The organism is Pseudomonas sp. S32 (assembly GCF_016648095.1).
Lineage (GTDB): Bacteria > Pseudomonadota > Gammaproteobacteria > Pseudomonadales > Pseudomonadaceae > Aquipseudomonas > Aquipseudomonas parafulva.
Genome location: NZ_JACVVF010000001.1, coordinates 122,785 through 145,286, shown reverse-complemented (window position 1 = coordinate 145,286; position 22,502 = coordinate 122,785). Strand labels below are relative to the sequence as shown.

The 22,502-nt window shown below is 62.5% G+C and carries 28 protein-coding genes; 17 read left to right on the top strand and 11 right to left on the bottom strand.

The features are described from left to right. The first annotated feature begins 4 nt into the window (after positions 1-4). Both IAE38_RS00700 and tldD read left to right on the top strand, forming a co-directional pair. A complete protein-coding gene (locus IAE38_RS00700) occupies positions 5-856 on the top strand; it encodes a carbon-nitrogen hydrolase family protein (protein WP_201161936.1) in 852 nt (283 codons plus the stop codon). Positions 857-858: 2 nt separating this feature from the next. Further along, a complete protein-coding gene (tldD, locus tag IAE38_RS00695) occupies positions 859-2,298 on the top strand; it encodes a metalloprotease TldD (RefSeq protein WP_060482225.1) in 1,440 nt (479 codons plus the stop codon). Positions 2,299-2,367: 69 nt separating this feature from the next. On the opposite strand, the gene yjgA is transcribed toward tldD, so the two are convergent. Beyond that, entirely contained in the window at positions 2,368-2,889 is a 522-nt protein-coding gene (gene yjgA, locus IAE38_RS00690; protein WP_028631540.1) for a ribosome biogenesis factor YjgA, read from the bottom strand. 156 nt (positions 2,890-3,045) lie between these two features. Here yjgA and pmbA point away from each other — a divergent pair, with 156 nt between their 5' ends. From pmbA to IAE38_RS00660, 6 genes are all read left to right on the top strand, one after another. Continuing rightward, positions 3,046-4,392, top strand: coding sequence for a metalloprotease PmbA (pmbA, locus tag IAE38_RS00685; RefSeq protein WP_201215297.1), 1,347 nt, complete (start codon positions 3,046-3,048; stop codon positions 4,390-4,392). Positions 4,393-4,541: 149 nt separating this feature from the next. Then, a complete protein-coding gene (locus IAE38_RS00680) occupies positions 4,542-4,943 on the top strand; it encodes a hypothetical protein (RefSeq protein ID WP_028631538.1) in 402 nt (133 codons plus the stop codon). After that, positions 4,936-6,312 carry a class II fumarate hydratase gene (locus IAE38_RS00675; RefSeq protein WP_201215295.1) on the top strand — a complete coding sequence of 459 codons (1,377 nt, stop codon included), beginning with the start codon at positions 4,936-4,938 and terminating at the stop codon, positions 6,310-6,312. The genes IAE38_RS00680 and IAE38_RS00675 overlap by 8 nt, the downstream gene beginning before the upstream one ends. Before the next feature lie 26 nt (positions 6,313-6,338). Continuing rightward, complete coding sequence (locus IAE38_RS00670) at positions 6,339-6,794, top strand: hypothetical protein (protein ID WP_201215293.1); 456 nt, start codon at positions 6,339-6,341, stop codon at positions 6,792-6,794. Between the two features lies 1 nt (position 6,795). Further along, positions 6,796-7,407, top strand: a complete 612-nt coding sequence (locus tag IAE38_RS00665; RefSeq protein WP_201163289.1) for a superoxide dismutase — start codon at positions 6,796-6,798, stop codon at positions 7,405-7,407. Between the two features lie 11 nt (positions 7,408-7,418). Further along, positions 7,419-8,312 (top strand): ZIP family metal transporter, encoded by an 894-nt coding sequence (locus IAE38_RS00660; protein ID WP_028631534.1) that lies wholly within the window; start codon positions 7,419-7,421, stop codon positions 8,310-8,312. Positions 8,313-8,364: 52 nt separating this feature from the next. Here IAE38_RS00660 and IAE38_RS00655 read toward each other — a convergent pair whose 3' ends face one another. The 10 genes from IAE38_RS00655 to IAE38_RS00610 all read right to left on the bottom strand — a co-directional run bounded on the left by IAE38_RS00655 (position 8,365) and on the right by IAE38_RS00610 (position 15,378). Further along, positions 8,365-8,637, bottom strand: a complete 273-nt coding sequence (locus IAE38_RS00655; RefSeq protein WP_028631533.1) for an HPr family phosphocarrier protein — start codon at positions 8,635-8,637, stop codon at positions 8,365-8,367. Between the two features lie 19 nt (positions 8,638-8,656). Then, positions 8,657-9,511 carry an RNase adapter RapZ gene (rapZ, locus tag IAE38_RS00650; RefSeq protein WP_201215291.1) on the bottom strand — a complete coding sequence of 285 codons (855 nt, stop codon included), beginning with the start codon at positions 9,509-9,511 and terminating at the stop codon, positions 8,657-8,659. Between the two features lie 2 nt (positions 9,512-9,513). After that, positions 9,514-9,978, bottom strand: coding sequence for a PTS IIA-like nitrogen regulatory protein PtsN (ptsN, locus tag IAE38_RS00645; RefSeq protein ID WP_028631531.1), 465 nt, complete (start codon positions 9,976-9,978; stop codon positions 9,514-9,516). A gap of 12 nt (positions 9,979-9,990) precedes the next feature. Further along, a complete protein-coding gene (gene hpf / locus IAE38_RS00640) occupies positions 9,991-10,299 on the bottom strand; it encodes a ribosome hibernation-promoting factor, HPF/YfiA family (RefSeq protein ID WP_003255135.1) in 309 nt (102 codons plus the stop codon). 79 nt (positions 10,300-10,378) lie between these two features. Continuing rightward, positions 10,379-11,872: an RNA polymerase factor sigma-54 gene (locus IAE38_RS00635; RefSeq protein ID WP_201163287.1), complete on the bottom strand. Its 1,494-nt coding sequence runs from the start codon at positions 11,870-11,872 to the stop codon at positions 10,379-10,381. A gap of 176 nt (positions 11,873-12,048) precedes the next feature. Next, positions 12,049-12,774: an LPS export ABC transporter ATP-binding protein gene (gene lptB, locus IAE38_RS00630; RefSeq protein WP_028631529.1), complete on the bottom strand. Its 726-nt coding sequence runs from the start codon at positions 12,772-12,774 to the stop codon at positions 12,049-12,051. Further along, positions 12,775-13,299: a lipopolysaccharide transport periplasmic protein LptA gene (gene lptA, locus IAE38_RS00625; RefSeq protein ID WP_028631528.1), complete on the bottom strand. Its 525-nt coding sequence runs from the start codon at positions 13,297-13,299 to the stop codon at positions 12,775-12,777. Further along, positions 13,286-13,858, bottom strand: a complete 573-nt coding sequence (gene lptC, locus IAE38_RS00620) for an LPS export ABC transporter periplasmic protein LptC (RefSeq protein WP_201163286.1) — start codon at positions 13,856-13,858, stop codon at positions 13,286-13,288. Before lptC ends, lptA begins: the two co-directional genes overlap by 14 nt. Before the next feature lie 8 nt (positions 13,859-13,866). Next, entirely contained in the window at positions 13,867-14,391 is a 525-nt protein-coding gene (locus tag IAE38_RS00615) for a KdsC family phosphatase (RefSeq protein WP_201215289.1), read from the bottom strand. A gap of 12 nt (positions 14,392-14,403) precedes the next feature. Then, positions 14,404-15,378, bottom strand: a complete 975-nt coding sequence (locus IAE38_RS00610; protein WP_028631525.1) for a KpsF/GutQ family sugar-phosphate isomerase — start codon at positions 15,376-15,378, stop codon at positions 14,404-14,406. Positions 15,379-15,625: 247 nt separating this feature from the next. Between IAE38_RS00610 and IAE38_RS00605 the strand changes: the two genes are divergently transcribed. The 9 genes from IAE38_RS00605 (at position 15,626) to hisD (ending at position 22,502) form a co-directional block, all read left to right on the top strand. Next, on the top strand, positions 15,626-16,435 hold the full coding sequence (locus IAE38_RS00605; RefSeq protein ID WP_201163283.1) for an ATP-binding cassette domain-containing protein: 810 nt from the start codon (positions 15,626-15,628) through the stop codon (positions 16,433-16,435). Next, the gene (mlaE, locus tag IAE38_RS00600) at positions 16,435-17,232 is read left to right on the top strand and encodes a lipid asymmetry maintenance ABC transporter permease subunit MlaE (RefSeq protein ID WP_028631523.1); all 798 of its coding nucleotides are present in this window, start codon (positions 16,435-16,437) and stop codon (positions 17,230-17,232) included. The genes IAE38_RS00605 and mlaE overlap by 1 nt, the downstream gene beginning before the upstream one ends. Further along, the gene (gene mlaD / locus IAE38_RS00595) at positions 17,232-17,717 is read left to right on the top strand and encodes an outer membrane lipid asymmetry maintenance protein MlaD (protein WP_028631522.1); all 486 of its coding nucleotides are present in this window, start codon (positions 17,232-17,234) and stop codon (positions 17,715-17,717) included. Before mlaE ends, mlaD begins: the two co-directional genes overlap by 1 nt. 9 nt (positions 17,718-17,726) lie before the next feature. After that, on the top strand, positions 17,727-18,374 hold the full coding sequence (locus IAE38_RS00590; RefSeq protein WP_201163282.1) for an MlaC/ttg2D family ABC transporter substrate-binding protein: 648 nt from the start codon (positions 17,727-17,729) through the stop codon (positions 18,372-18,374). Beyond that, a complete protein-coding gene (locus IAE38_RS00585; RefSeq protein ID WP_201163281.1) occupies positions 18,371-18,673 on the top strand; it encodes an STAS domain-containing protein in 303 nt (100 codons plus the stop codon). The genes IAE38_RS00590 and IAE38_RS00585 overlap by 4 nt, the downstream gene beginning before the upstream one ends. Positions 18,674-18,790: 117 nt before the next feature. Continuing rightward, the gene (locus IAE38_RS00580; RefSeq protein WP_028631519.1) at positions 18,791-19,030 is read left to right on the top strand and encodes a BolA family protein; all 240 of its coding nucleotides are present in this window, start codon (positions 18,791-18,793) and stop codon (positions 19,028-19,030) included. Positions 19,031-19,053: 23 nt separating this feature from the next. Further along, a complete protein-coding gene (gene murA, locus IAE38_RS00575; protein WP_028631518.1) occupies positions 19,054-20,319 on the top strand; it encodes a UDP-N-acetylglucosamine 1-carboxyvinyltransferase in 1,266 nt (421 codons plus the stop codon). A 91-nt stretch (positions 20,320-20,410) separates the two neighbouring features. After that, on the top strand, positions 20,411-21,046 hold the full coding sequence (gene hisG / locus IAE38_RS00570; protein ID WP_201215287.1) for an ATP phosphoribosyltransferase: 636 nt from the start codon (positions 20,411-20,413) through the stop codon (positions 21,044-21,046). Positions 21,047-21,176: 130 nt separating this feature from the next. Beyond that, positions 21,177-22,502: a histidinol dehydrogenase gene (gene hisD, locus IAE38_RS00565; RefSeq protein WP_201215285.1), complete on the top strand. Its 1,326-nt coding sequence runs from the start codon at positions 21,177-21,179 to the stop codon at positions 22,500-22,502.

Sequence of the window (22,502 nt, the reverse complement as noted above, 5' to 3'; positions counted from 1 at the left end):
GCCCATGAAGGCTGCGGTCATCCAGATGGTCAGCCAGGACGGCGTACTGGAAAACCTGGCGCGTGCCAGTGCCTTGCTGGAGCAGGCAGCAGCAGGCGGCGCGCGCTTGGCCGTGCTGCCGGAAAACTTCGCCGCCATGGGCCGCAAGGACGCCGCCGCCATTGGTCGCGCCGAAGCGCTGGGGCAGGGGCCGATATTGCCATGGTTGAAACGCGTCGCCCGCGACCTCAAGTTATGGGTAGTGGCAGGTACATTGCCATTGCCGCCTGCAGGTCAACCGGATGCCAAGGCGCATGCCTGCTCGCTGCTCATCGATGAGCACGGCGAGCAGGTGGCACGTTACGACAAGCTGCACCTGTTCGACGTGGATGTGGCCGATAACCGTGGCCGCTACCGCGAGTCTGATGACTATGCCCACGGCGCCCAGGTGGTGGTGGCAGATACACCGGCGGGGCGTGTGGGGTTGAGCGTGTGCTACGACCTGCGCTTCCCCGAGCTGTACAGCGAATTGCGGGCGGCGGGTGCCGAACTGATTACAGCACCTGCCGCCTTCACCGCTGTGACGGGAGCGGCGCATTGGGACGTGCTGGTGCGTGCCCGTGCCATCGAAACCCAGTGCTATGTACTGGCGGCGGCGCAGGGCGGTACGCACCCTGGCGAGCGCCACACTTACGGCCATGCAGCGATCGTGGACCCGTGGGGGCGGGTCGTTGCACAACAGGCGCAAGGCGAAGCGGTACTGCTTGCCGAGCGCGACAGCGAACAACAGGCGTCCATCCGGGCGCGCATGCCGGTGATCGAACACCGGCGCTTTTTCTCGCAGGGCGCGTTGCGGCCTGCGCACACCTCGGAGTGACTATGAGCCAGATGTTATCCACCGTCAGCGAACAGCTCCTGACCCCAGGCGGCCTGACCCTGGACAGCCTGCAGAGCGTGCTGGGTGAATTGGCCGGCCCCGGTATCGATGCGGCCGACCTGTATTTCCAGGGCCAGGTATCCGAAACCTGGGCGCTGGAAGACGGCATCGTCAAGGAAGGCAGCTTCAACCTCGATCAAGGCGTCGGCGTACGCGCCCAGGCCGGTGAAAAAACCGGCTTTGCCTACAGTAATGCGATCAACCTTGAGGCGCTGACCTCCGCTGCTCGAGCCGCGCGTTCCATTTCCCGCGCCGGGCAGAACGGCAGCGTGCAGGCCTTCCGCACACAGCAGGTGCCAGCGCTGTACACGGCGGACAGCCCGCTGGACGTGCTCAGCCGTGCCGAAAAGGTCGAGCTGCTCAAGCGTGTCGATGTGGCCACCCGCGCGCTGGACCCGCGTATTCAGCAGGTCAGCGTGAGCATGGCCGGGGTCTGGGAACGCATCCTTGTTGCGGCAGCCGATGGCAGCCTGGCTGCAGACGTGCGCCCGCTGGTGCGCTTCAACGTCAGTGTCATCGTCGAGCAGAATGGCCGCCGCGAGCGGGGCGGGCAGGGCGGTGGCGGGCGTACCGACTACCGCTTCTTCACCGAAGAGCGGGTGATGGGCTATGCCCGCGAGGCCCTGCGGCAGGCCCTGGTAAACCTGGAGGCCATACCGGCGCCGGCAGGTACTCTGCCGGTGGTGCTGGGCTCCGGCTGGTCCGGTGTGCTGCTGCACGAGGCTGTGGGCCACGGCCTGGAAGGTGACTTCAACCGCAAGGGCAGTTCGGCGTTCAGTGGTCGCATCGGTCAGAAGGTGGCCTCCAGCCTGTGCACCATCGTCGACGACGGCACCTTGGAAGGGCGGCGCGGTTCGTTGAGCGTGGACGACGAAGGGACCCCGACCGAATGCACCACCCTGATCGAGAACGGGGTGCTGAAGGGCTACATGCAGGACAAGCTCAACGCGCGCCTGATGGGCATGGCGGTGACGGGCAACGGGCGCCGTGAGTCCTACGCGCACCTGCCGATGCCGCGCATGACCAACACCTACATGCGCGCAGGCGAGAGCGACCCGCAGGAAATCATCGCGTCGGTGAAAAAAGGCATCTACTGCGCCAACCTCGGTGGTGGGCAGGTCGATATCACCAGCGGCAAGTTTGTGTTTTCAACCAGTGAGGCTTACCTGATCGAAGACGGCAAGATCACCGCACCGGTAAAGGGCGCTACCCTGATCGGCAATGGCCCGGAAGCCATGAGCCGGGTGTCGATGGTCGGCAACGACCTGGCCCTGGACAGCGGCGTAGGCACCTGCGGCAAGGATGGGCAGTCGGTGCCGGTGGGTGTGGGCCAGCCAACCTTGAAGCTGGACGCAATCACCGTCGGTGGTACCGGCGCGTGAATACGCCCGCAGGCTGCCGGCCGGGGGCGGCCGCTGGCACCAAGGCTGGTGCAGCGGCCGCCTGGAGGGTCAGCGCAAGCCGCGCTGCAGCTCGTCGAGGTCGCGGATGTACTTGAATACCTTGCGCGATGCAGCCGGTGGTTTGTTACGTGCCTTCTCGTGCTGGGCATGGCGCACCAGCGATCGCAGCTGCTGGCGGTCGGTATCAGGGTATTCGTTGACGAAGCGCTCAAGGTCTTCGTCATTGCCATCGATCAACCGGTCGCGCCAGCGCTCAAGGCCGTGGAAGCGTTCGTTGTACTGGCGCGTGGAGCTGTCCATCTGTTCGAGCAGCGCCTGGATGGCATCCAGGTCCTGTACCCGCATCAATTTGCCGACGAACGACATATGCCGTTTGCGGGCGCCGTGAGCGGTGTGTTTGCTGGCCTCGGCCAGGGCCTTGCGCAGCTCGTCGGTGAGCGGCAGGCGGGCCAGCGTGTCGGCTTTGAGGGTTGTGAGGCGTTCGCCAAGTTCGACCAGCGCGTGCAGTTCACGCTTGATCTGGGTTTTGCTTTTTTCGCCGTCGAAGGCGTCGTCGTTTGAATCAACCATGGGGGCAGTCCGCTTGGGTATTTATGAAAAGTCGCCACGTAGGCACTTTTCGTACAAGGCCTGAAAATTGCCGCCATGATAACCACCCGGGGGCCGCTTGTCCGGCCCGGTCGTAGATTGACCCCCGGTGAATGCAGAATTTGAGTGGAGATCACCATGAGTGCAGTCCAGAGCGTAGGTCCGAAAGACCTGCCAGCATTGCAGGAGCAGGTTGAGGCGATAATCGCCGAGGCACGCCGCCAGGGCGCCAGCGCTTGCGAAGTGGCTGTGTCGCTGGAACAGGGCCTGTCCACCACGGTACGCCAGCGGGAAGTTGAAACCGTCGAGTTCAACCGCGATCAGGGCTTTGGCATCACCTTGTATGTGGGCCAGCGCAAGGGGTCGGCCAGCACATCGGCCAGCGGCCCCGACGCGATCAGGGAAACCGTTGCGGCGGCCCTGGCCATTGCCAAACACACCTCCGAGGACGCGTGTTCGGGCCTGGCAGACGCCGCATTGATGGCGCGCGACATCCCAGATCTGGACCTCTATCACGACTGGAATCTGGAGCCCGAGCGGGCCATCGAGATGGCCCTTGCCTGTGAGGCGGCCGCGTTCGATGCCGACCCCCGTATCCTCAATGCCGACGGCACCACCCTCAATACTCACCAGGGCTGCCGTGTGTACGGCAACAGCCATGGCTTCATCGGCAGCTATGCCTCCACCCGGCATAGCCTGAGCTGCGTCATGATCGCTGAAGGCGATGGCCAGATGCAGCGTGACTACTGGTACGACGTCAACCGTCAAGGCAACCTGCTGGCAGACCCGCGCAGCATTGGCGTGCGCGCTGCCCAGCGTGCGGCCAGCCGCCTGGGCGCGCGCCCGGTGCCCACCTGCGAGGTGCCGGTGCTGTTCTCGGCAGAGCTGGCGGGGGGGCTGTTCGGCAGCTTCCTGGCAGCAGTTTCAGGCGGCAACCTGTACCGCAAGTCGTCATTTCTCGAAGGGGCGCTGGGCCAGCGCCTGTTCCCGTCCTGGCTGACCCTGGATGAGCGGCCGCACATTCCCCGGGCATTGGGCAGTGCCGCATTCGATGGCGACGGCCTAGCCACGTATGCCAAGCCATTCGTCGACAAAGGCGAGCTGGTGTCCTACCTGCTGGGCACCTATTCCGGCCGCAAGCTGGGGCTGCCGAGCACCGCCAACTCGGGTGGCGTGCACAACCTGTTCGTTACCCATGGTGAAGACGACCAGGCGGCCCTGATCCGGCGCATGGGGCGTGGCTTGCTGGTAACCGAGCTGATGGGGCACGGCCTGAACATGGTAACCGGCGATTACTCCCGCGGTGCTGCGGGCTTCTGGGTTGAAAATGGCGAAATCCAGCACGCTGTACAAGAAGTGACCATTGCCGGCAACATGAAGGACATGTTCCAGCAAATTGTCGCCATCGGCAGCGATCTTGAAACCCGCAGCAATATTCATACAGGCTCGGTGTTGATCGAGCGGATGACGGTAGCGGGCAGTTAACGGCCCCTCGTTTTGTTGGGGCCGCTGTGCGGCCCTTGGTGCTACAAATCACTGAACCGGCCAAGCGCCGGTTTTTTTTACTCCATGCTTCGCTTGAATTGATTCTATTTATCAATTAATAATGAATATCATTATCCAGTCACCCGGCGATGATGTTCATGAATACCGTCCTACGCGAACTCCCCTACCTGGAAAACTGGCGCTGGTTGAGCCGCCGCATCCGTTGCGCGCTTGAAGCCGATGAGCCGCGCCTGATCGAGCACTACCTTGCCGAGGGCCGCTACCTGGTGTGTTGCACCGAGACCTCGCCATGGACGGTGGCGCTGACTTCCTTCCGCCTGCTGCTCGATACCGCCTGTGACCGCATGCTGCCCTGGCACTGGCGATGCCTGTGCCTGGACCAGGCATGGCGCCCGTTGCTGGACCTGCGCAACCTCGACCGCCAGGAGCAGAACCAGCGCTGGCAACCCTATGCCCTGCAACTGGCTAATTGCCGCCTGTTGCCGTCGATTTCTCCTGAAGAACTGATGCAAGGACTTGATGATGAGTGATACCCGAATCGAGCGCGACAGCATGGGCGAACTGCAGGTGCCTGCCCAGGCCCTGTACGGTGCACAGACCCAGCGCGCGGTCGACAACTTTCCGGTCAGCGGGCAACGTATGCCGGTGCAGTTCATTCGTGCCCTGCTGCTGGCCAAGGCTGCTGCCGCCAAGGCCAACATCCAGTTGGAGCAGCTGCCTGTCGCCCAGGGGCAAGCCATCGTGAAGGCGGTAGAGCAATTGCTGGCGGAAGACTTCATCGGGCATTTTCCGGTCGATGTGTTCCAGACCGGGTCCGGCACCAGTTCCAACATGAATGCCAACGAGGTGATCACCACCTTGGCCACTCGCGTGCTGGGCGAGGCGGTCAACCCCAACGATCACGTCAACTGCGGCCAGAGCAGCAATGACATCATCCCCACTACCATCCACGTCAGCGCGGCGTTGGCCTTGCATGAGCAGCTGTTGCCGGCCTTGAGCCACCTGGTGCAGGTGATCGAGCACAAGTCCCAGCAGGTGCATCAGTTCGTGAAGACTGGCCGCACCCACCTAATGGACGCCATGCCCGTGCGCATGAGCCAGGTACTCGATGGTTGGGCCGCGCAGGTCAATGCTGCCAAGGCGCATATCGAGGCCACCTTGCCAAGCCTGCAGGCGCTGGCCCAGGGCGGTACGGCGGTGGGTACCGGGATCAACGCCCACCCGCGCTTCGCCGCCAGCTTTGCCCAGCAGCTCAGCACGCTGACCGGCGTGGCGTTCACCCCTGGGCAGAACCTGTTTGCCCTCATCGGCTCCCAGGACACTGCGGTGGCTTTGTCCGGTCAGCTCAAGACCACTGCCGTGGCATTGATGAAGATCGCCAACGACCTGCGCTGGATGAACTCCGGGCCCCTGGCCGGGTTGGGCGAAATCGAACTACAGGGGTTGCAGCCCGGCTCTTCGATCATGCCTGGCAAGGTCAACCCGGTCATCCCCGAGGCCACCGCCATGGTGGCGGCGCAAGTCATCGGCAATGACGCCACCATCGCTGTGGCCGGGCAGTCTGGCAACTTCGAGTTGAACGTGATGCTGCCCGTCATCGCACGCAACCTGCTGGAGAGCATCGAGCTGATGGCCAATGTCAGCAGGCTGCTCGCGGACAAGGCCATTGCCACCTTCAAGGTCAACGAGGACAAGCTCAAGGAAGCGCTGGCGCGCAACCCGATTCTGGTGACCGCGCTCAACCCGATCATTGGTTACCTCAAGGCCGCCGAAATTGCCAAAACCGCCTACAAGCAGGGGCGCCCCATCATCGACGTCGCGCTGGAGCACACAGACCTGTCCCGCGATCAGCTGCAGGCGTTGCTCGACCCGGAAAAACTCACCGCTGGCGGCATCTGACTCGCGTCACCGCCTGGAGGCCCGTCATGCAGCACTGGAAACGCACCACGCAAGCCGCCAACCGGCTGTTCGAGCAAGGACAGCTGGTCGATGCCCGTGAACATTACCTGCAGGCCCTGGCCTTGGCCCAGGTGCTGTTCGAGCGCTGGCATGACGTCGACGAGGCAGTAGCCGCCTTGGTCGTTGCGCACCACAACCTGGCCGACCTGCACCTGCGGCTTAACCAGCCGCAGGAGAGTGCTGATTACCTGTGCGCCGCCCACCAGCGGCTGCTGCAGGCCTGCCAGGACCTGCGCCTGCCCCAGGCACTGCGCGACGCCGCGCTGCGTCACAGTTCGCGCACCTACAGCGAATTGCTCAGTTTCATTGCCGAGTATGGGCAATACCCCCGCACCGAACGTTTGCTCAATCGCCACAGCACTCCGGCCAGCACACGGGTGCCGGATGCAACGCCCAATAACCAGACCTACGGAATCCACTGACATGCCGCATACCTTGCCTGCACTGCCCTACGCCTACGCCGCGCTGGAACCGCACATCGACACGCAGACCATGGAAATTCACCACACCAAGCACCACCAGACCTACGTCAACGGCCTTAACGCCGCCGTCGAGGGGACGCAGTGGGCAGAGTGGCCGGTGGAGAAACTGGTGGCAGCGGTAGCGAGCTTGCCCGAAAACCTGCGTGGCGCGGTGACCAACCATGGCGGCGGCCACGCCAACCACAGCCTGTTCTGGACCGTGATGTCGCCACAGGGCGGCGGTGAACCTGAAGGCGAGCTGGCCCAGGCGATCACTGCACAGCTGGGCGGGTTCGAGGCGTTCAAGGACGCCTTTACCAAGGCCGCCTTGACGCGCTTCGGCAGTGGCTGGGCGTGGCTCAGCGTGACCCCGCAGAAAACACTGGTAGTCGAAAGCAGCGGCAACCAGGACAGCCCGTTGATGCACGGCAACACACCCATCCTCGGGCTGGACGTCTGGGAGCACGCGTACTACCTGAAGTACCAGAACCGCCGCCCTGAATACATCGGGGCGTTCTACAACGTCATCGACTGGGCGCAAGTGGAGCGCCGTTACCACGCCGCCATTCAGTGAGTCGGATCGGTATGCCCTCCCAGGTAATGTCGGTCAACAGTGTGCGGTTGTTCAGGTTGGCGCTTGGCACCCTGTTGATGCTGGCTGGCACTGCATTGCTGGTGGCTCGCGGCCTGGCCTGGCTAGACCTCGAGCCGCGCATGTTGCGTGCCCTGCAGGGTGGTGCACTGTGTGCGCTGGGCACGGCGCTGGGTGCTGTACCGGTGTTGGTCATCCGCAACATGCCGGTGGCACTGGCCGATACCCTGCTGGGTTTTGGCGCCGGGGTCATGCTCGCCGCCACGGCCTTTTCGCTGATCGTGCCAGGGCTCGAGGCCGCGCAAGCCATCGGGTTCAGCGCGTGGGGCGCCGGCGGCTTGATCAGTGCCGGCCTGCTGGGCGGTGCACTGTGCCTGTTTCTGATTGACCTCAGAATCTCCAGTGCTTCGCCCCAGGCGCTCGTGGCGTCCCAGGGGCAGCCCGTGATTGCAGCGCGCATCTGGTTGTTCGTATTCGCGATCATTGCCCACAACATTCCCGAGGGCATGGCCATTGGCGTATCAGCTGGGGGTGGCATGGCCGATGCCGACAGCCTGGCCATGGGCATTGCCCTGCAGGACGTGCCCGAAGGCCTGGTTATCGCGTTGGTGCTGGCTGGGGCAGGGATGCCACGCTTCAAGGCGTTTCTCATCGGTGCTGCATCCGGGCTGGTGGAGCCGGTGGCCGCGGTGATCTGCGCGTGGCTGGTGAACGTGGCGGAACTGCTCTTGCCGCTGGGGCTCGCGTGCGCTGCAGGTGCGATGCTGTTGGTGGTCACGCAGGAGATCATCCCGGAGTCACGCAGCAATGGTCATCATCGCCTGGCCAGCCTGGGGCTGTGTACGGGCTTCTGCCTGATGATGGTGATGGACACTGCGATGTCCTGACCACACCTTGTCGCCGAAAGATCGGCGACAAGGTTGCGGCGGCCCCGCCGATTTACTCGCCTTCGTCGAAGAAGTTCTCGATCAGCGCTACCAGGGCGTCCATGGCTTGCTGGTCCTGCTCGCCTTCGGTGTGCAGGTGCACCTGTGTGCCCTTGCCGGCCGCCAGCATCATCACGGCCATGATGCTCTTGCCGTCTACCAGCTTGTCCGGCGCCCGGCCAACCTTGACCTGGCAGGGGAAGCGGCCAGCAACACCGACGAACTTGGCTGCCGCCCGAGCATGCAGCCCCAGCTTGTTGATGATGGTGATTTCACGGGCGGGCATGGCGTGGCGGATCCTTGGGCTAGAGGTCGCGGTGACGGACCTGAACGTTTTTCAGGGTTTGCTGCAGCAACTGGCCAAGACGTTCGGTGATGTATACCGAACGGTGGTGGCCACCGGTGCAGCCGATGGCAATGGTAACGTAGGCCCGGTTGCTGGCGGCGAAGCGGGGTAGCCACTTCAGCAGGTAGCTGGAGATGTCGTTGAACATCTCCTGCACATCGGGTTGCGCAGCAAGGTAATCGATCACCGGCTGCTCCAGGCCGGAGTGCTCCCGAAGCTCAGGTTTCCAGTACGGGTTGGGCAGGCAGCGCACATCGAATACCAGGTCGGCATCAACCGGCATGCCACGCTTGAAGCCGAACGACTCGACCAGGAACGCCGTACCCGGTTCGGGGGTGTCCAGCAGGCGCAGCTTGATGGTGTCCCGCAACTGGTACAGGTTCAGGCGCGTGGTATCGATCTTGAGGTCGGCCAGGTCGGCGATGGGGCCCAGCAATTCGCGCTCCACACGTATGGCTTCTGCCAGCGAGCGGTCGGCGTTGGTCAGCGGATGGCGGCGACGGGTTTCGGAAAAACGCTTGAGCAGCGTGTCCTCGTCGGCGTCCAGGTACAACACATCGCACTTGATGTGCCGGGCCCGGGCCTCCTCAAGCAGTTCGGGGAAGCGTGACAGGTGGCTGGGCAGGTTGCGCGCGTCAATCGAAACGGCCACCTTGGGTTGCGGCAGTTCGGTGTTCAACAGGGCGGTTTCTGCCAGTTGCGGCAACAACCTGGCGGGCAGGTTGTCGATGCAGTAGAAACCGTTGTCTTCCAGGACATCGAGGGCGGTGCTCTTGCCGGAGCCAGACCGGCCGCTGACGATGATCAGGCGCATGTTCAGTGCTCGTTCTGTACGTCCAGGACAACCTGGAACAGGGCCTCACTGCTGGGGGCCGCACGCAGGCGCTCGCGAACCTCTTTGCGGTCGAGCATGCTGGCAATCTGGCGCAGCAGCTCCAGGTGAGCATCGGTGGCGGCCGCGGGTACCAGCAACACGAACAGCAGGTCCACGGGGGCGCCGTCGATGGCGTCGTAATCGATAGGGGCTTCGAGGTGCAGCAAGGCACTGACCGGGGTTGTGCAGCCTTCGAGCCGGCAATGGGGAATGGCAATGCCATTACCGAAACCGGTGGAGCCGAGTTTTTCCCGAGCGATCAGTTTTTCGAATACAGTTTGCCCGTCCAGTTCTGGCACTTCTTTGGCAATCAGCTCGGCGACCTTTTCAAGGGCGCGTTTCTTGCTGCCGCCCGGCGCGTTCGCGAGGGAACGGCCGGGGGTCAGGATGGTTTCAAGTCGGATCATGGATGAGGGGGATCAGCGGGCAGCCGCACCTTGCAGCAGGCTTTGCTGTTTTTCCTTGTGTTTTTTCAGTTGACGGTCGAGCTTGTCGGCCAAGGCGTCGATCGCTGCATACATGTCTTCGTGTTCGGCATTCGCAACCACTTCACCGCCGGGAATCTGCAAGGTCGCCTCGACCTTCTGCTGCAGTTTCTCGACCTTCATGATGACCTGCACGTTGGTGATCTTGTCGAAGTGACTCTCCACGCGGGCGAGCTTTTCAAGCACATAATCGCGCAGTGGCTGGGTGACTTCTACATGCTGTCCACTGATATTGACTTGCATACAGCTTCTCCTTTTGTTGCCCGTGCATAAAGAGGCAGGTGTTGCACCTGCCACACAAACGCTGTGGCGCATCTCAGGGTTACATCAGCCGCTTACGCTCGCTCGACGGTGCAATACCGAGAGACTCGCGGTACTTGGCGACGGTACGACGGGCTACCTGGATGCCTTGTGCCTCCAGTAAACCAGCGATCTTGCTGTCGCTCAATGGCTTTTTCTGATTTTCCGCGGCAACCAGTTTCTTGATGATCGCGCGGATCGCCGTGGACGAGCATTCGCCGCCTTCGGCAGTGCTCACATGGCTGGAGAAAAAGTATTTCAGTTCGTAGATACCACGCGGGGTGTGCATGTACTTTTGCGTGGTAACCCGGGAAATGGTCGACTCGTGCATGCCTACCGCTTCGGCAATGTCATGCAGTACCAGGGGTTTCATGGCCTCGTCACCGTGGTCGAGGAAGCCGCGCTGGTGTTCGACGATCTGGGTGGCCACTTTCATCAGGGTTTCGTTGCGGCTCTGCAGGCTTTTGATGAACCAGCGCGCCTCCTGCAACTGGTTGCGCATGAAGGTGTTATCGGCGCTGGTGTCGGCACGGCGTACAAAGCCTGCGTACTGCGCGTTGACGCGAAGGCGCGGGATGGCTTCCTGGTTCAGTTCCACCAGCCAGCGCTCGCTGTCCTTGCGCACGATCACGTCGGGCACCACGTACTCGGGCTCGCTGGACTCGATCTGCGAGCCGGGGCGGGGGTTGAGGCTCTGCACCAACTCGATCACCTGGCGCAGTTCGTCTTCCTTGAGCTTCATGCGGCGCATCAGCTGGCTGTAGTCGCGGCTACCCAGCAGGTCGATGAAGTCGCTCACCAGGCGCATGGCCTCGGCCATCCACGGGGTGCTGCCAGGCAACTGGCGCAGTTGCAGCAGCAGGCATTCGCCCAGCGTGCGGGCGCCTACCCCTGCGGGCTCGAACTGCTGGATACGGTGCAGCACCGCTTCGACTTCATCCAGTTCGATGTCCAGTTCGGGGTCGAAACCTGCACAGATTTCCTCGAGGGTGTCTTCCAGGTAGCCCTGGCCGTTGATGCTGTCGATCAAGGTGACCGCGATGAGGCGGTCGGTGTCGGACATGGGCGCCAGGTTCAACTGCCACAGCAGGTGGCTTTGCAGGCTCTCGCCCGCGGACGTGCGGGTGGTGAAATCCCATTCGTCGTCATCGTTGCTGGGCAGGCTGCTGGCGCTGGTCTGGTAGATGTCTTCCCACGCGGTATCCACGGGAAGCTCGTTGGGGATGCGCTCGCTCCACTCACCGTCTTCCATGTTTTCGGTGCTGACGGTGGTTTCCTGGAAACTGTTGTCCTGCGTTTCGGCGGCCGGCTTGTTTTCGGCGTTGTCGGCCATCGGGTCGTTGTTGTCGAAGTCGTCGCCGTCTTCCTGGCGTTCGAGCATCGGGTTCGACTCCAGGGCTTCCTGGATTTCCTGCTGCAGGTCCAGGGTGGAAAGCTGGAGCAGGCGGATGGCCTGTTGCAACTGCGGTGTCATCGTCAGTTGCTGGCCCATTTTTAGGACGAGCGATGGTTTCATGGCAGGGGCTTGGTACCTTGTTCGCCGGCGCGCATGCGCCATCCACTACACGAGGGCGCCGGGGCGCCAAATCAAGCAAGTTTTATGCCTTAAATTGTAGCGTTTGCCTAGAGCACTGTAACAACTTGACCCGCAATAGATAGGCTTTTTTGCCGTGCCCCAGGCCCGTCCCGGGATCAGAGGCGGAACTCGTGGCCCAGGTACACCTCTTTGACCAGGTCGTTGGCCAGGATCGTTTCTGCATCCCCTTCGGCGATCAGGCGGCCATCGTTGACGATATAGGCGGTTTCGCAGATATCCAGGGTTTCACGCACGTTGTGATCGGTGATCAGCACGCCGATACCCTTGGCCTTGAGGTGGTGAATGATCTGCTTGATGTCGCCTACCGAAATCGGGTCCACGCCGGCGAAGGGTTCGTCCAGCAGGATGAACTTGGGCGCGGTGGCCAGTGCGCGGGCAATTTCGACGCGGCGACGCTCACCACCGGACAGGCTCATGCCCAGGTTGTCGCGGATGTGGCTGATGTGAAATTCCTGCAACAGGCTTTCCAGCTCCTGGCGACGGCCTTCGCGGTCGAGGTCCTTGCGGGTTTCCAGGATGGCCTTGATGTTGTCAGCCACGGACAGCTTGCGGAAGATCGACGCCTCCTGTGGCAGGTAGCCGATACCCGCCCGGGCGCGCCCGTGCATGGGCTGGTGGCTGACATCGAGGTTGTCGATCAGCACACGGCCCTGTTCGGCCTGGACCAGCCCGACAATCATGTAGAAGCAGGTGGTCTTGCCGGCGCCGTTGGGGCCGAGCAGGCCCACGATCTGGCCGCTGTCGATGGACAGGCTGACGTCACGTACCACCTGCCGGCCCTTGTAGCTCTTGGCCAGGTGCTGGGCTTTGAGGGTTGCCATTTACTCGGCCTTCTTCTTGGGCTGGATCACCATGTCGATGCGCTGACGCGGTGTGGTCACATTGCCGCCACGACCTGCGGTGGCAACCTGGGTCTGGGTGTTGTAGACGATCTTCTCGCCTTCGGTGGTGTTGCCTTCGTTTTCGACCTTGGCGCGGTCGGTGAGCACTACCAGGTCCTTCTGCGACTGATACTGGATGGTCACGCCCCAGCCTTTCATCTTGTCGGCTTTGGCGGCGCTCTGCTGCTGCTCGAAGTAGGCCAGGTTGCCCACCGAGGTCACCACGTCGATATCGCCGGAAGCGGTACGGGTGATGGTCACGGTATTGCCTTTGATCATCATCGAACCCTGGGTGATGATGACGTCGCCGGTATAGGTGGCCACGCCTTTCTTGTCGTCCAGGTGAGCGTTGTCGGCCTGGATGCGAATGGGCTGATCACGGTCGTTCGGCAGGGCGAGGGCGCTCGCGCTTCCCAGTGCTGCGCTCAGGCTGAGCAAAAGGGGGAGGGTTTTAACGAGCCTCATACTGTCCTCTTACGTTAGAGAGCAGGTCCATCCTGCCTTCTTTCAAATACGCTTTCATACCTTTGCCCGTAGTCGTGCCACCGGCGCCGTCGATTCTAACGGCTTGCTCGGTCTGCGCATATTCCTTCTGCGGGAACACGGTCATGCGCGAGCTGGTAATGATGGTTTCACGCTTCTTTTCGTCCGTGCGGGCGATCCGCACGTTGTCGATCAGTTCGACCTCGCTGCCGTCAGGGTTGACCTCCGCGCGCACGCTCTGCACATGCCACGGGTATTCCGTACCGCGATACATGTGCAGGTCCGGGGTGGTCAGCAGTGTGACTTCGCTGGCCTTCAGGTGTTCGACCTTGTCGGCGGTCATTTCGTACTGCAGCTTGCCGTCTGGCAAGAACTGCACGCTGTGGGCATTGATGGCGTAGTAATCGATGGCGCTTTCGTCCACCTGCGCCGCGGGCTGCTCCAGGAAGCTCTCGGGGCTGACGTTCCAGTAGCCGACGGCTATCAGCAGGGCGGCGATGGCCCCGAGCAGCACGATGTTTCTGGCTTTCTTGCTGAACATGGGCAACCTTACAGATAGTTGGCGTTGGCAGCGTCCAGGGTGCCCTGGGCCTGCATGATGAGTTCGCAGAATTCACGGGCGGCACCCTCGCCACCCCGTGACTGCGTGACGCCATGGGCGTGCTGGCGCACGAACGGTGCCGCGCTGGCGACCGCCATGCCCAGTGCCACCCGGCGGATAACCGGCAAGTCGGGCAGGTCATCGCCCAGGTAGGCCACTTGATCATAGCTCAGGCCCAGCTCGGCGAGCAGGCCGTCAAGTACGACCAGTTTGTCTTCGCGCCCTTGAAACAGATGCGGGATGCCGAGGTTCTTCGCCCGCCGCTCGACGACCGGTGTCTTGCGCCCGCTGATGATGGCGGTGGTCACACCGGACGCCATGAGCATTTTTATGCCCTGGCCATCCAGTGTATTGAAGGTCTTGAACTCGCTCCCGTCTTCGAGGAAATACAGGCGCCCGTCGGTGAGTACGCCGTCCACGTCGAACACGGCCAGCTTGACGCATTTGCCCCGTTGCATGAGGTCCTGGTGCATTGCATCGCTCCTTTACAGTACGCCGGCACGCAGCAGATCGTGCATGTTCAGGGCGCCGGTTGGGCGGTCCTGGCTGTCTACGACCACCAAGGCGCCCACCTTGTTGTCTTCCATGATTTTAAGGGCCTCGGCCGCCAGCATCTCGGCACGGGCGGTTTTGCCGTGCACGGTCATGACGTCTTCGATCAGGGTGGTATGCACGTCGATGTTGCGGTCCAGGCTGCGGCGCAGGTCACCGTCTGTGAACACCCCGGCCAGCGTGCCATCGGTCTCGACGATGACGGTCATGCCCAAACCTTTGCGGGACATTTCAAGGAGTGCTTCCTTGAGCAGGGTGCCGCGGGCGACCTGCGGCAGTTCGTCGCCAGCGTGCATCACGTTCTCGACCTTGAGCAGCAAGCGCCGGCCCAGGGCACCGCCCGGGTGAGAGAAGGCGAAGTCTTCGGCGGTGAAGCCGCGGGCTTCGAGCAGGGCGATGGCCAGGGCGTCGCCCAGCACCAGCGATGCTGTGGTGGACGATGTCGGCGCCAGGTTCAGCGGGCAGGCTTCGTGTTCGACGCCGGCGTCGAGGTTGACGTCGGCAGCCTGGGCCAGCGGTGAAGCCGGGTTGCCGGTCAGGCTGACCAGCTTGATGCCCAGGCGCTTGATAAGCGGCAGCAGGGTGATGATTTCGGCAGTGCTGCCCGAGTTCGACAGGGCCAGGATAACGTCATCGCGCGTAATCATGCCCATGTCGCCATGGCTGGCTTCGGCCGGGTGCACGAAGAAAGCCGGTGTGCCAGTGCTGGCCAGGGTGGCGGCGATCTTGTTGCCGATGTGCCCGGACTTGCCCATCCCCACCACGACCACGCGGCCCTTGCTGGCCAGGATCAGCTCGCAGGCCTTGACGAAGGTAGCGTCGATGCGCGCCAGCAGGGCCTCTACAGCCTCGAGTTCCAGGCGCAGGGTGCGTTGGGCGGATTGGATCAGCTCGCTGGATTGGCTCATGTCGAAAAAGCAGTGCCTGATGAAAAGGCGGCGATTATAGCGGTATTGAATGAAACCCTCACGCTTTCGATTGTCGTAGGCAATGTACCCCCAGGCTGTCGTGACGCTGAACGATGCGTTTGGCAGCCTTGGGGCGGCGCTGCCAGCGGTGCTATAGTTCGCCGCTATTCAGCCTGCCCAGGGGCGTGTGCCTTCCAGATGAAGGCCGACGTCCACTAGGACGAGGCTGCACTAGCAAGGAGTCTAGATGAGTGTGGATAGCGCCTGCGCGGTCGAGTTGAAGGGGGTTTCCTTCAAACGGGGTTCGCGCAGCATTTTCAACAATGTCGACATCCGCATCCCACGCGGCAAGGTCACTGGCATCATGGGGCCATCCGGGTGCGGTAAAACCACATTGCTGCGTCTGATGGGCGCCCAGTTGCGCCCAGCCAGCGGTGAAGTGTGGGTCGCCGGGCAGAACCTGCCGACCCTGTCGCGCAGCGACCTGTTCGACGCGCGCAAGCAGATGGGCGTGCTGTTCCAGAGTGGCGCGCTGTTCACCGACCTGGATGTGTTCGAGAACGTCGCTTTCCCGCTGCGCGTGCATACCCAGCTGCCGGATGAAATGATCCGCGACATCGTGTTGATGAAGCTGCAGGCCGTGGGCCTGCGTGGTGCCATCGACCTGATGCCGGACGAGCTGTCGGGTGGCATGAAACGCCGCGTGGCGCTGGCCAGGGCTATTGCGCTGGACCCGCAGATCCTCATGTACGACGAGCCGTTCGTCGGTCAGGACCCGATCGCCATGGGTGTGCTGGTGCGCCTGATCCGCCTGCTCAACGATGCCCTGGGCATCACCAGCATCGTCGTGTCCCATGACCTGGCAGAAACCGCCAGCATCGCCGACTACATCTACGTGGTGGGTGATGGCCAGGTGCTGGGGCAGGGCACCCCCGACGAGTTGATGGGGTCGGATAACCCGCGTATCCGCCAGTTCATGAAAGGCGACCCGGATGGCCCTGTACCCTTCCACTTCCCTGCGCCCGATTACCGCGCCGATCTGCTGGGGGCGCGCTGATGCGTAGAAAATCCATGCTTGAGCGCGTGCGCCTGTTCGGCCGCGCGGCAATCGATGTAGTGGCCGTGCTGGGCCGCTCCTGCCTGTTCCTGTTCCACGCCCTGGTCGGGCGCGGTGGCATTGGCGGCGGTTTCCAACTGCTGACCAGGCAACTGTACTCAGTGGGTGTGTTGTCGCTAGCCATCATCGTGGTGTCCGGTACCTTCATTGGCATGGTGCTGGCCCTGCAGGGCTACAGCATCCTCACCAAATACGGGTCGGAGCAGGCAGTGGGCCAGATGGTCGCCCTTACCCTGCTGCGCGAGCTTGGTCCGGTCGTCACCGCCCTGCTGTTCGCAGGCCGCGCCGGGTCCGCGCTCACGGCTGAAATCGGCAACATGAAGTCCACCGAGCAGCTGTCGAGCCTTGAAATGATCGGCGTCGACCCACTCAAGTACATCGTTGCCCCGCGCCTGTGGGCCGGCTTCATCTCGCTACCGTTGCTGGCACTGATCTTCAGCGTGGTAGGCATCTGGGGCGGGTCGTGGGTGGCAGTCGACTGGCTGGGCGTCTACGAGGGCTCGTTCTGGGCCAACATGCAGAACAGTGTTTCGTTCACCGACGACGTGCTCAACGGGTTGATAAAGAGCCTGGTGTTCGCCTTCGTCACCACCTGGATCGCCGTATTCCAGGGGTATGACTGTGAGCCCACCTCAGAAGGGATCAGCCGTGCCACTACCAGGACCGTGGTCTATGCCTCGCTGGCTGTACTGGGTCTGGACTTTATTCTGACCGCCTTGATGTTTGGAGATTTCTGATGCAAAACCGCACCCTGGAAATCGGTGTAGGCCTGTTTCTGTTGGCCGGGATCCTGGCGTTGCTGCTGCTGGCCCTGCGTGTCAGCGGCCTGTCGGCAAGCCCGACCAGCGATACCTATAAAGTTTACGCCTACTTCGACAATATCGCCGGTTTGACTGTCAGAGCCAAAGTGACCATGGCCGGTGTCACCATCGGCAAAGTCACCGCCATCGACCTGGACCGTGATTCCTTCACCGGTCGGGTGACCTTGCAGCTGGACAAGTCGGTGAACAACCTGCCGACCGATTCCACTGCATCGATCCTGACCGCAGGCCTGTTGGGTGAGAAGTACATCGGCATCAGCGTAGGCGGTGAGGAAGAGGTGCTCAAGGACGGCGGTACCATCCATGACACCCAGTCCGCGCTGGTGCTGGAAGATCTGATTGGCAAGTTCCTGCTCAACACTGTTGGCAAGGAACCCCGAGACGCGCAACCGGCTAATTGAGGAGTTTCCATGATATCGATTCTGCGACGTGGCTTGCTGGTCCTGCTGGCAGCCTTGCCTCTCATGAGCATGGCTGCCCAGTCCCCTCATGACGTGATTCAAAGCACCACCAATGAATTGCTGGGTGATCTGAAGGCCAACAAGCAGCAGTACCAGGCCAACCCGAGCGCGTTCTACGACGCGCTGAACCGCATCCTGGGCCCGGTGGTGGATGCCGATGGCATCTCGCGCAGCATCATGACCGTCAAGTACTCGCGCAAGGCCAGCCCTGAGCAGATGCAGCGCTTCCAGGACAACTTCAAGCGCAGCCTGATGCAGTTCTACGGCAACGCCTTGCTGGAGTACAACAACCAGGGCATCGTGGTGGATCCGGCCAAGTCTGACGATGGTAAGCGGGCCAGTGTCGGCATGAAGGTCACCGGTAACAACGGTGCGGTGTACCCGGTGCAGTACACGCTGGAGAACCTCGCTGGCGAATGGAAGGTGCGTAACGTCATCGTCAATGGCATCAACATCGGCAAGCTGTTCCGAGATCAGTTCGCTGACGCCATGCAGCGCAATGGCAACAACCTGGACAAGACCATCGACGGCTGGGCGGGTGAAGTGGCCAAGGCCAAGCAGACCGCCGACAGTTCGCCAGAAAAGGCCGTCAAATGAGTGAAGCGACCGCGAGCATGAGCGAGCCAGGTGTGGTCCGCCTTGCCGGCGTGCTGGACTACCGCAGCGGGCCTGCCTTGCGCAAGCAAGGCAAGGCATTGATAGCGGGCAGCGGCGGGGTGGACATCGTGATTGATTGCTCCGCCGTGCAGCGCTCCACCAGCGTCGGGCTTTCGCTGCTGCTGGCGTTCATGCGCGATGCTGGCGCTGCCGGCAAACGCTGCCAGGTGCGCGGCATGCCCGATGACATGCGGGAAATCGCCGAGGTGTACGACCTCGACGAGGTGCTGGCCACCTGATGGCTCTGCTGGGATGATGGCCCCTCGGTCAGCGAACCCGTTGTTGGGCTTCGCAGGCGAGGGGCTTTTTTGTATGATGGCCGACCCGTGCGCATCGGGCGCCGATTGAGGTTGAGCATGCAGGCCATAGAAGTTAAAAGCTTCCTTGAAGAAAAATTGCCGGGTTCCCGGGTCGAAGTTGAAGGCGAAGGCTGCAACTTCCAGCTGAACGTGATCAGCGACGAGTTGGCCGGCCTGAGCCCGGTCAAACGCCAGCAGGCGATTTACGCTCACCTGAATCCGTGGATCGCAAACGGCAGCATCCATGCGGTAACCATGAAATTTTTCAGCAGCGCAGCCTGGGCTGAGCGCACCTGAGCCAACTTGGCGGCGAGATTCCAATGGACAAACTGATTATTACTGGTGGCGCTCGCCTTGATGGCGAGATCCGCATTTCGGGCGCGAAGAACGCAGCCCTGCCCATTCTGGCTGCGACCTTGCTGGCCGATGGCCCGGTCACCGTGGGCAACCTGCCGCACCTGCACGACATCACCACCATGATCGAGCTGTTCGGTCGCATGGGCATCGAGCCTGTGATCGACGAAAAGCTGGCGGTGGAAATCGACCCCCGTACCATCAAGACCCTGGTCGCACCCTACGAGCTGGTGAAGACCATGCGTGCCTCCATTCTGGTACTCGGCCCCATGGTTGCCCGTTTCGGCGAGGCCGAGGTGGCGTTGCCAGGCGGTTGCGCCATTGGCTCGCGACCTGTCGACCTGCACATACGTGGCCTGGAGGCCATGGGCGCGAAGATCGAGGTTGAAGGTGGCTACATCAAGGCCAAGGCGCCTGAGGGTGGCCTGCGCGGTGCGCACTTCTTCTTCGATACCGTGAGTGTGACCGGTACCGAGAACATCATGATGGCCGCAGCGCTGGCCAACGGCCGCAGTGTGCTGCAGAACGCGGCCCGCGAGCCGGAAGTGGTCGACCTGGCCAACTTCATCAACGCCATGGGCGGCAATGTGCAGGGCGCCGGCACCGATACCATCACCATCGAGGGTGTTGCGCGGCTGGGTTCGGCCCACTACCGCGTCATGCCGGACCGCATCGAAACCGGCACCTACCTGGTAGCCGCTGCCGTTACCGGTGGCCGCGTCAAGGTCAAGGACACCGACCCCACCATCCTTGAGGCGGTTCTGGAAAAGCTCAAGGAAGCAGGCGCCGACATCACCACCGGTGAAGACTGGATCGAGCTGAACATGCACGGCAAGCGGCCGAAAGCCGTCAACCTGCGCACGGCCCCGTATCCAGCGTTCCCGACCGACATGCAGGCGCAGTTCATTTCGCTCAACGCCATTGCCGAAGGCACCGGTGCGGTGATCGAAACGATCTTTGAAAACCGCTTCATGCACGTGTACGAAATGCACCGCATGGGCGCCCAGATTCAGGTCGAGGGCAACACCGCCATCGTGACCGGCGTCAACGCCCTGAAAGGTGCCCCGGTAATGGCCACCGACCTGCGCGCATCCGCCAGCCTGGTGCTGTCGGCACTGGTGGCCGAAGGCGACACCCTGATCGATCGCATCTACCATATCGACCGTGGCTACGAGTGCATCGAGGAAAAACTGCAGATGCTCGGCGCCAAGATTCGCCGCGTACCGGGCTGATTGCCCTGGGGCGCAAGGACGCGCCGTTCGAATTGAATGCGGCCAGGTGCACCACCTGGCCGGCAGTAGCTGCTTAAGGACCGACGTTCCAATGTTGACCATCGCGCTTTCCAAAGGCCGTATTCTCGACGATACCCTGCCATTGCTGGCCGAGGCCGGTATCGTTCCCACCGAGAACCCGGACAAGAGCCGCAAGCTGATCATCCCGACCACGCAGGACGACGTGCGCCTGCTGATCGTGCGTGCCACCGACGTGCCGACCTATGTCGAACATGGCGCTGCCGACCTGGGTGTAGCAGGCAAGGACGTGCTGATGGAGTACGGTGGGCAGGGCCTTTACGAGCCCCTGGACCTGCAGATTGCCCGCTGCAAGCTGATGACCGCTGGCGTGGTCGGCGTGCCCGAGCCCAAGGGCCGCCTGCGCGTGGCCACCAAGTTCGTGAATGTGGCCAAGCGTTACTATGCCGAGCAGGGTCGCCAGGTCGACATCATCAAGCTGTACGGCTCGATGGAGCTGGCACCCCTGATCAACCTGGCCGACAAGATCATCGATGTGGTCGACACCGGTAACACCTTGCGTGCCAACGGCCTGGAACCCCAGGAAATGATCGCGCACATCAGCTCGCGCCTGGTGGTCAACAAGGCCTCCATGAAAATGCAGCACGCCCGCATCCAGAGCCTGATCGACACGCTGCGCCAAGCGGTCGAATCGCGACACCGCGGCTGACGACTTCCTGCGCGCAGCGTTGGCTGTCGCGCCCGTCTATCCGCGTCATAGCCACTTTTCTCGGGTGCCCGTGCGGATGGACTGGTAGCTTAGGGCGCCTGAGCATTCGCTATCAATCGAGGCCCTCGCCATGACCGTGTCCACCGCAATTGCCCGTCTCAACGCTGCTGACCCGGATTTCGCTCGGCATCTGGATCATCTGCTGAGCTGGGAGAGCGTGTCCGACGAAGCGGTCAACCAGCGTGTACTCGATATCATCAAGGCCGTGCGCGAGCGTGGCGATGCTGCCCTTGTAGAGTTCACCCAGCGTTTCGACGGGGTAGAGGCTAGCCGCATCGACGACCTCATTCTGGGCCGCGAGCGCCTTGAGCTGGCGCTTACCCGTATCACCGACGAGCAGCGTGCAGCCCTTGAGAAGGCAGCCGACCGCGTGCGCATGTACCACGAGCGGCAGAAGCAGGACTCGTGGCAGTACACCGAGGCTGACGGTACCGTACTGGGGCAGAAGGTCACGCCGTTGGACCGCGCCGGCCTTTATGTGCCGGGCGGCAAGGCGTCCTACCCGTCCTCGGTGCTGATGAACGCGATTCCGGCCAAGGTGGCGGGTGTCACCGAAGTGGTCATGGTAGTGCCGACCCCGCGTGGCGAGGTCAACGAGCTGGTGCTGGCCGCAGCCTGCATTGCCGGTGTGGACCGGGTGTTCACGGTGGGCGGCGCCCAGGCGGTGGCTGCCCTGGCCTATGGCACCGAGAGCGTGCCCCAGGTGGACAAGATTGTCGGCCCGGGCAACATCTACGTGGCCACCGCCAAGCGTCACGTGTTCGGCCAGGTAGGCATCGACATGATCGCCGGGCCGTCGGAAATTCTCGTGGTGTGTGACGGCCAGACCGACCCGGACTGGATTGCCATGGACCTGTTCTCCCAGGCAGAGCACGACGAAGACGCCCAGGCCATTCTGGTCAGCCCGGATGCCGATTTCCTCGACCGGGTGGCAGCCAGCATCAGCAAATTGCTGCCGACCATGGAACGCGCCGAGATCATCGAGAAATCGGTGAATGGTCGCGGCGCCCTGATCCAGGTGCGGGACATGCAGCAGGCAATCGAGGTGGCCAACCGTATCGCCCCTGAGCACCTGGAGTTGTCGGTGGCTGACCCGCAGGCCTGGTTGCCGCACATTCGCCACGCCGGTGCGATCTTCATGGGCCGCCACACCAGCGAAGCGCTGGGCGACTATTGCGCAGGCCCCAACCACGTACTGCCCACCTCCGGCACTGCGCGCTTCTCGTCGCCGCTGGGGGTGTACGACTTCCAGAAGCGTTCGTCGATCATCTATTGCTCCGAGCAAGGCGCCTCCGAACTGGGGCGCACTGCCTCGGTGCTGGCCCGTGGTGAGTCCCTGACCGCCCACGCCCGTAGCGCCGAATACCGCATCCTGAGCCAAGAGAAGGGGAACTGA

Excerpts from the sequence above, each read along its gene's own strand:
- IAE38_RS00660 (WP_028631534.1), top strand. The coding sequence starts at position 7,419 with ATGCCCTCCCAGGTAATGTCGGTCAACAGTGTGCGGTTGTTCAGGTTG.
- hisG (WP_201215287.1), top strand. The coding sequence starts at position 20,411 with ATGTTGACCATCGCGCTTTCCAAAGGCCGTATTCTCGACGATACCCTG.
- IAE38_RS00670 (WP_201215293.1), top strand. The coding sequence starts at position 6,339 with ATGCAGCACTGGAAACGCACCACGCAAGCCGCCAACCGGCTGTTCGAG.
- murA (WP_028631518.1), top strand. The coding sequence starts at position 19,054 with ATGGACAAACTGATTATTACTGGTGGCGCTCGCCTTGATGGCGAGATC.
- tldD (WP_060482225.1), top strand. The coding sequence starts at position 859 with ATGAGCCAGATGTTATCCACCGTCAGCGAACAGCTCCTGACCCCAGGC.
- lptA (WP_028631528.1), bottom strand. The coding sequence starts at position 13,299 with ATGAGGCTCGTTAAAACCCTCCCCCTTTTGCTCAGCCTGAGCGCAGCA.
- IAE38_RS00605 (WP_201163283.1), top strand. The coding sequence starts at position 15,626 with ATGAGTGTGGATAGCGCCTGCGCGGTCGAGTTGAAGGGGGTTTCCTTC.
- hpf (WP_003255135.1), bottom strand. The coding sequence starts at position 10,299 with ATGCAAGTCAATATCAGTGGACAGCATGTAGAAGTCACCCAGCCACTG.
- rapZ (WP_201215291.1), bottom strand. The coding sequence starts at position 9,511 with ATGCGCCTGATCATCGTCAGCGGCCGGTCTGGCTCCGGCAAGAGCACC.
- IAE38_RS00680 (WP_028631538.1), top strand. The coding sequence starts at position 4,542 with ATGATGTTCATGAATACCGTCCTACGCGAACTCCCCTACCTGGAAAAC.
- IAE38_RS00665 (WP_201163289.1), top strand. The coding sequence starts at position 6,796 with ATGCCGCATACCTTGCCTGCACTGCCCTACGCCTACGCCGCGCTGGAA.
- pmbA (WP_201215297.1), top strand. The coding sequence starts at position 3,046 with ATGAGTGCAGTCCAGAGCGTAGGTCCGAAAGACCTGCCAGCATTGCAG.
- IAE38_RS00700 (WP_201161936.1), top strand. The coding sequence starts at position 5 with ATGAAGGCTGCGGTCATCCAGATGGTCAGCCAGGACGGCGTACTGGAA.
- mlaD (WP_028631522.1), top strand. The coding sequence starts at position 17,232 with ATGCAAAACCGCACCCTGGAAATCGGTGTAGGCCTGTTTCTGTTGGCC.
- ptsN (WP_028631531.1), bottom strand. The coding sequence starts at position 9,978 with ATGATCCGACTTGAAACCATCCTGACCCCCGGCCGTTCCCTCGCGAAC.
- IAE38_RS00675 (WP_201215295.1), top strand. The coding sequence starts at position 4,936 with ATGAGTGATACCCGAATCGAGCGCGACAGCATGGGCGAACTGCAGGTG.
- yjgA (WP_028631540.1), bottom strand. The coding sequence starts at position 2,889 with ATGGTTGATTCAAACGACGACGCCTTCGACGGCGAAAAAAGCAAAACC.
- IAE38_RS00615 (WP_201215289.1), bottom strand. The coding sequence starts at position 14,391 with ATGCACCAGGACCTCATGCAACGGGGCAAATGCGTCAAGCTGGCCGTG.
- hisD (WP_201215285.1), top strand. The coding sequence starts at position 21,177 with ATGACCGTGTCCACCGCAATTGCCCGTCTCAACGCTGCTGACCCGGAT.
- IAE38_RS00610 (WP_028631525.1), bottom strand. The coding sequence starts at position 15,378 with ATGAGCCAATCCAGCGAGCTGATCCAATCCGCCCAACGCACCCTGCGC.
- IAE38_RS00635 (WP_201163287.1), bottom strand. The coding sequence starts at position 11,872 with ATGAAACCATCGCTCGTCCTAAAAATGGGCCAGCAACTGACGATGACA.
- lptB (WP_028631529.1), bottom strand. The coding sequence starts at position 12,774 with ATGGCAACCCTCAAAGCCCAGCACCTGGCCAAGAGCTACAAGGGCCGG.
- IAE38_RS00585 (WP_201163281.1), top strand. The coding sequence starts at position 18,371 with ATGAGTGAAGCGACCGCGAGCATGAGCGAGCCAGGTGTGGTCCGCCTT.
- IAE38_RS00580 (WP_028631519.1), top strand. The coding sequence starts at position 18,791 with ATGCAGGCCATAGAAGTTAAAAGCTTCCTTGAAGAAAAATTGCCGGGT.
- mlaE (WP_028631523.1), top strand. The coding sequence starts at position 16,435 with ATGCGTAGAAAATCCATGCTTGAGCGCGTGCGCCTGTTCGGCCGCGCG.
- IAE38_RS00655 (WP_028631533.1), bottom strand. The coding sequence starts at position 8,637 with ATGCCCGCCCGTGAAATCACCATCATCAACAAGCTGGGGCTGCATGCT.
- IAE38_RS00590 (WP_201163282.1), top strand. The coding sequence starts at position 17,727 with ATGATATCGATTCTGCGACGTGGCTTGCTGGTCCTGCTGGCAGCCTTG.
- lptC (WP_201163286.1), bottom strand. The coding sequence starts at position 13,858 with ATGTTCAGCAAGAAAGCCAGAAACATCGTGCTGCTCGGGGCCATCGCC.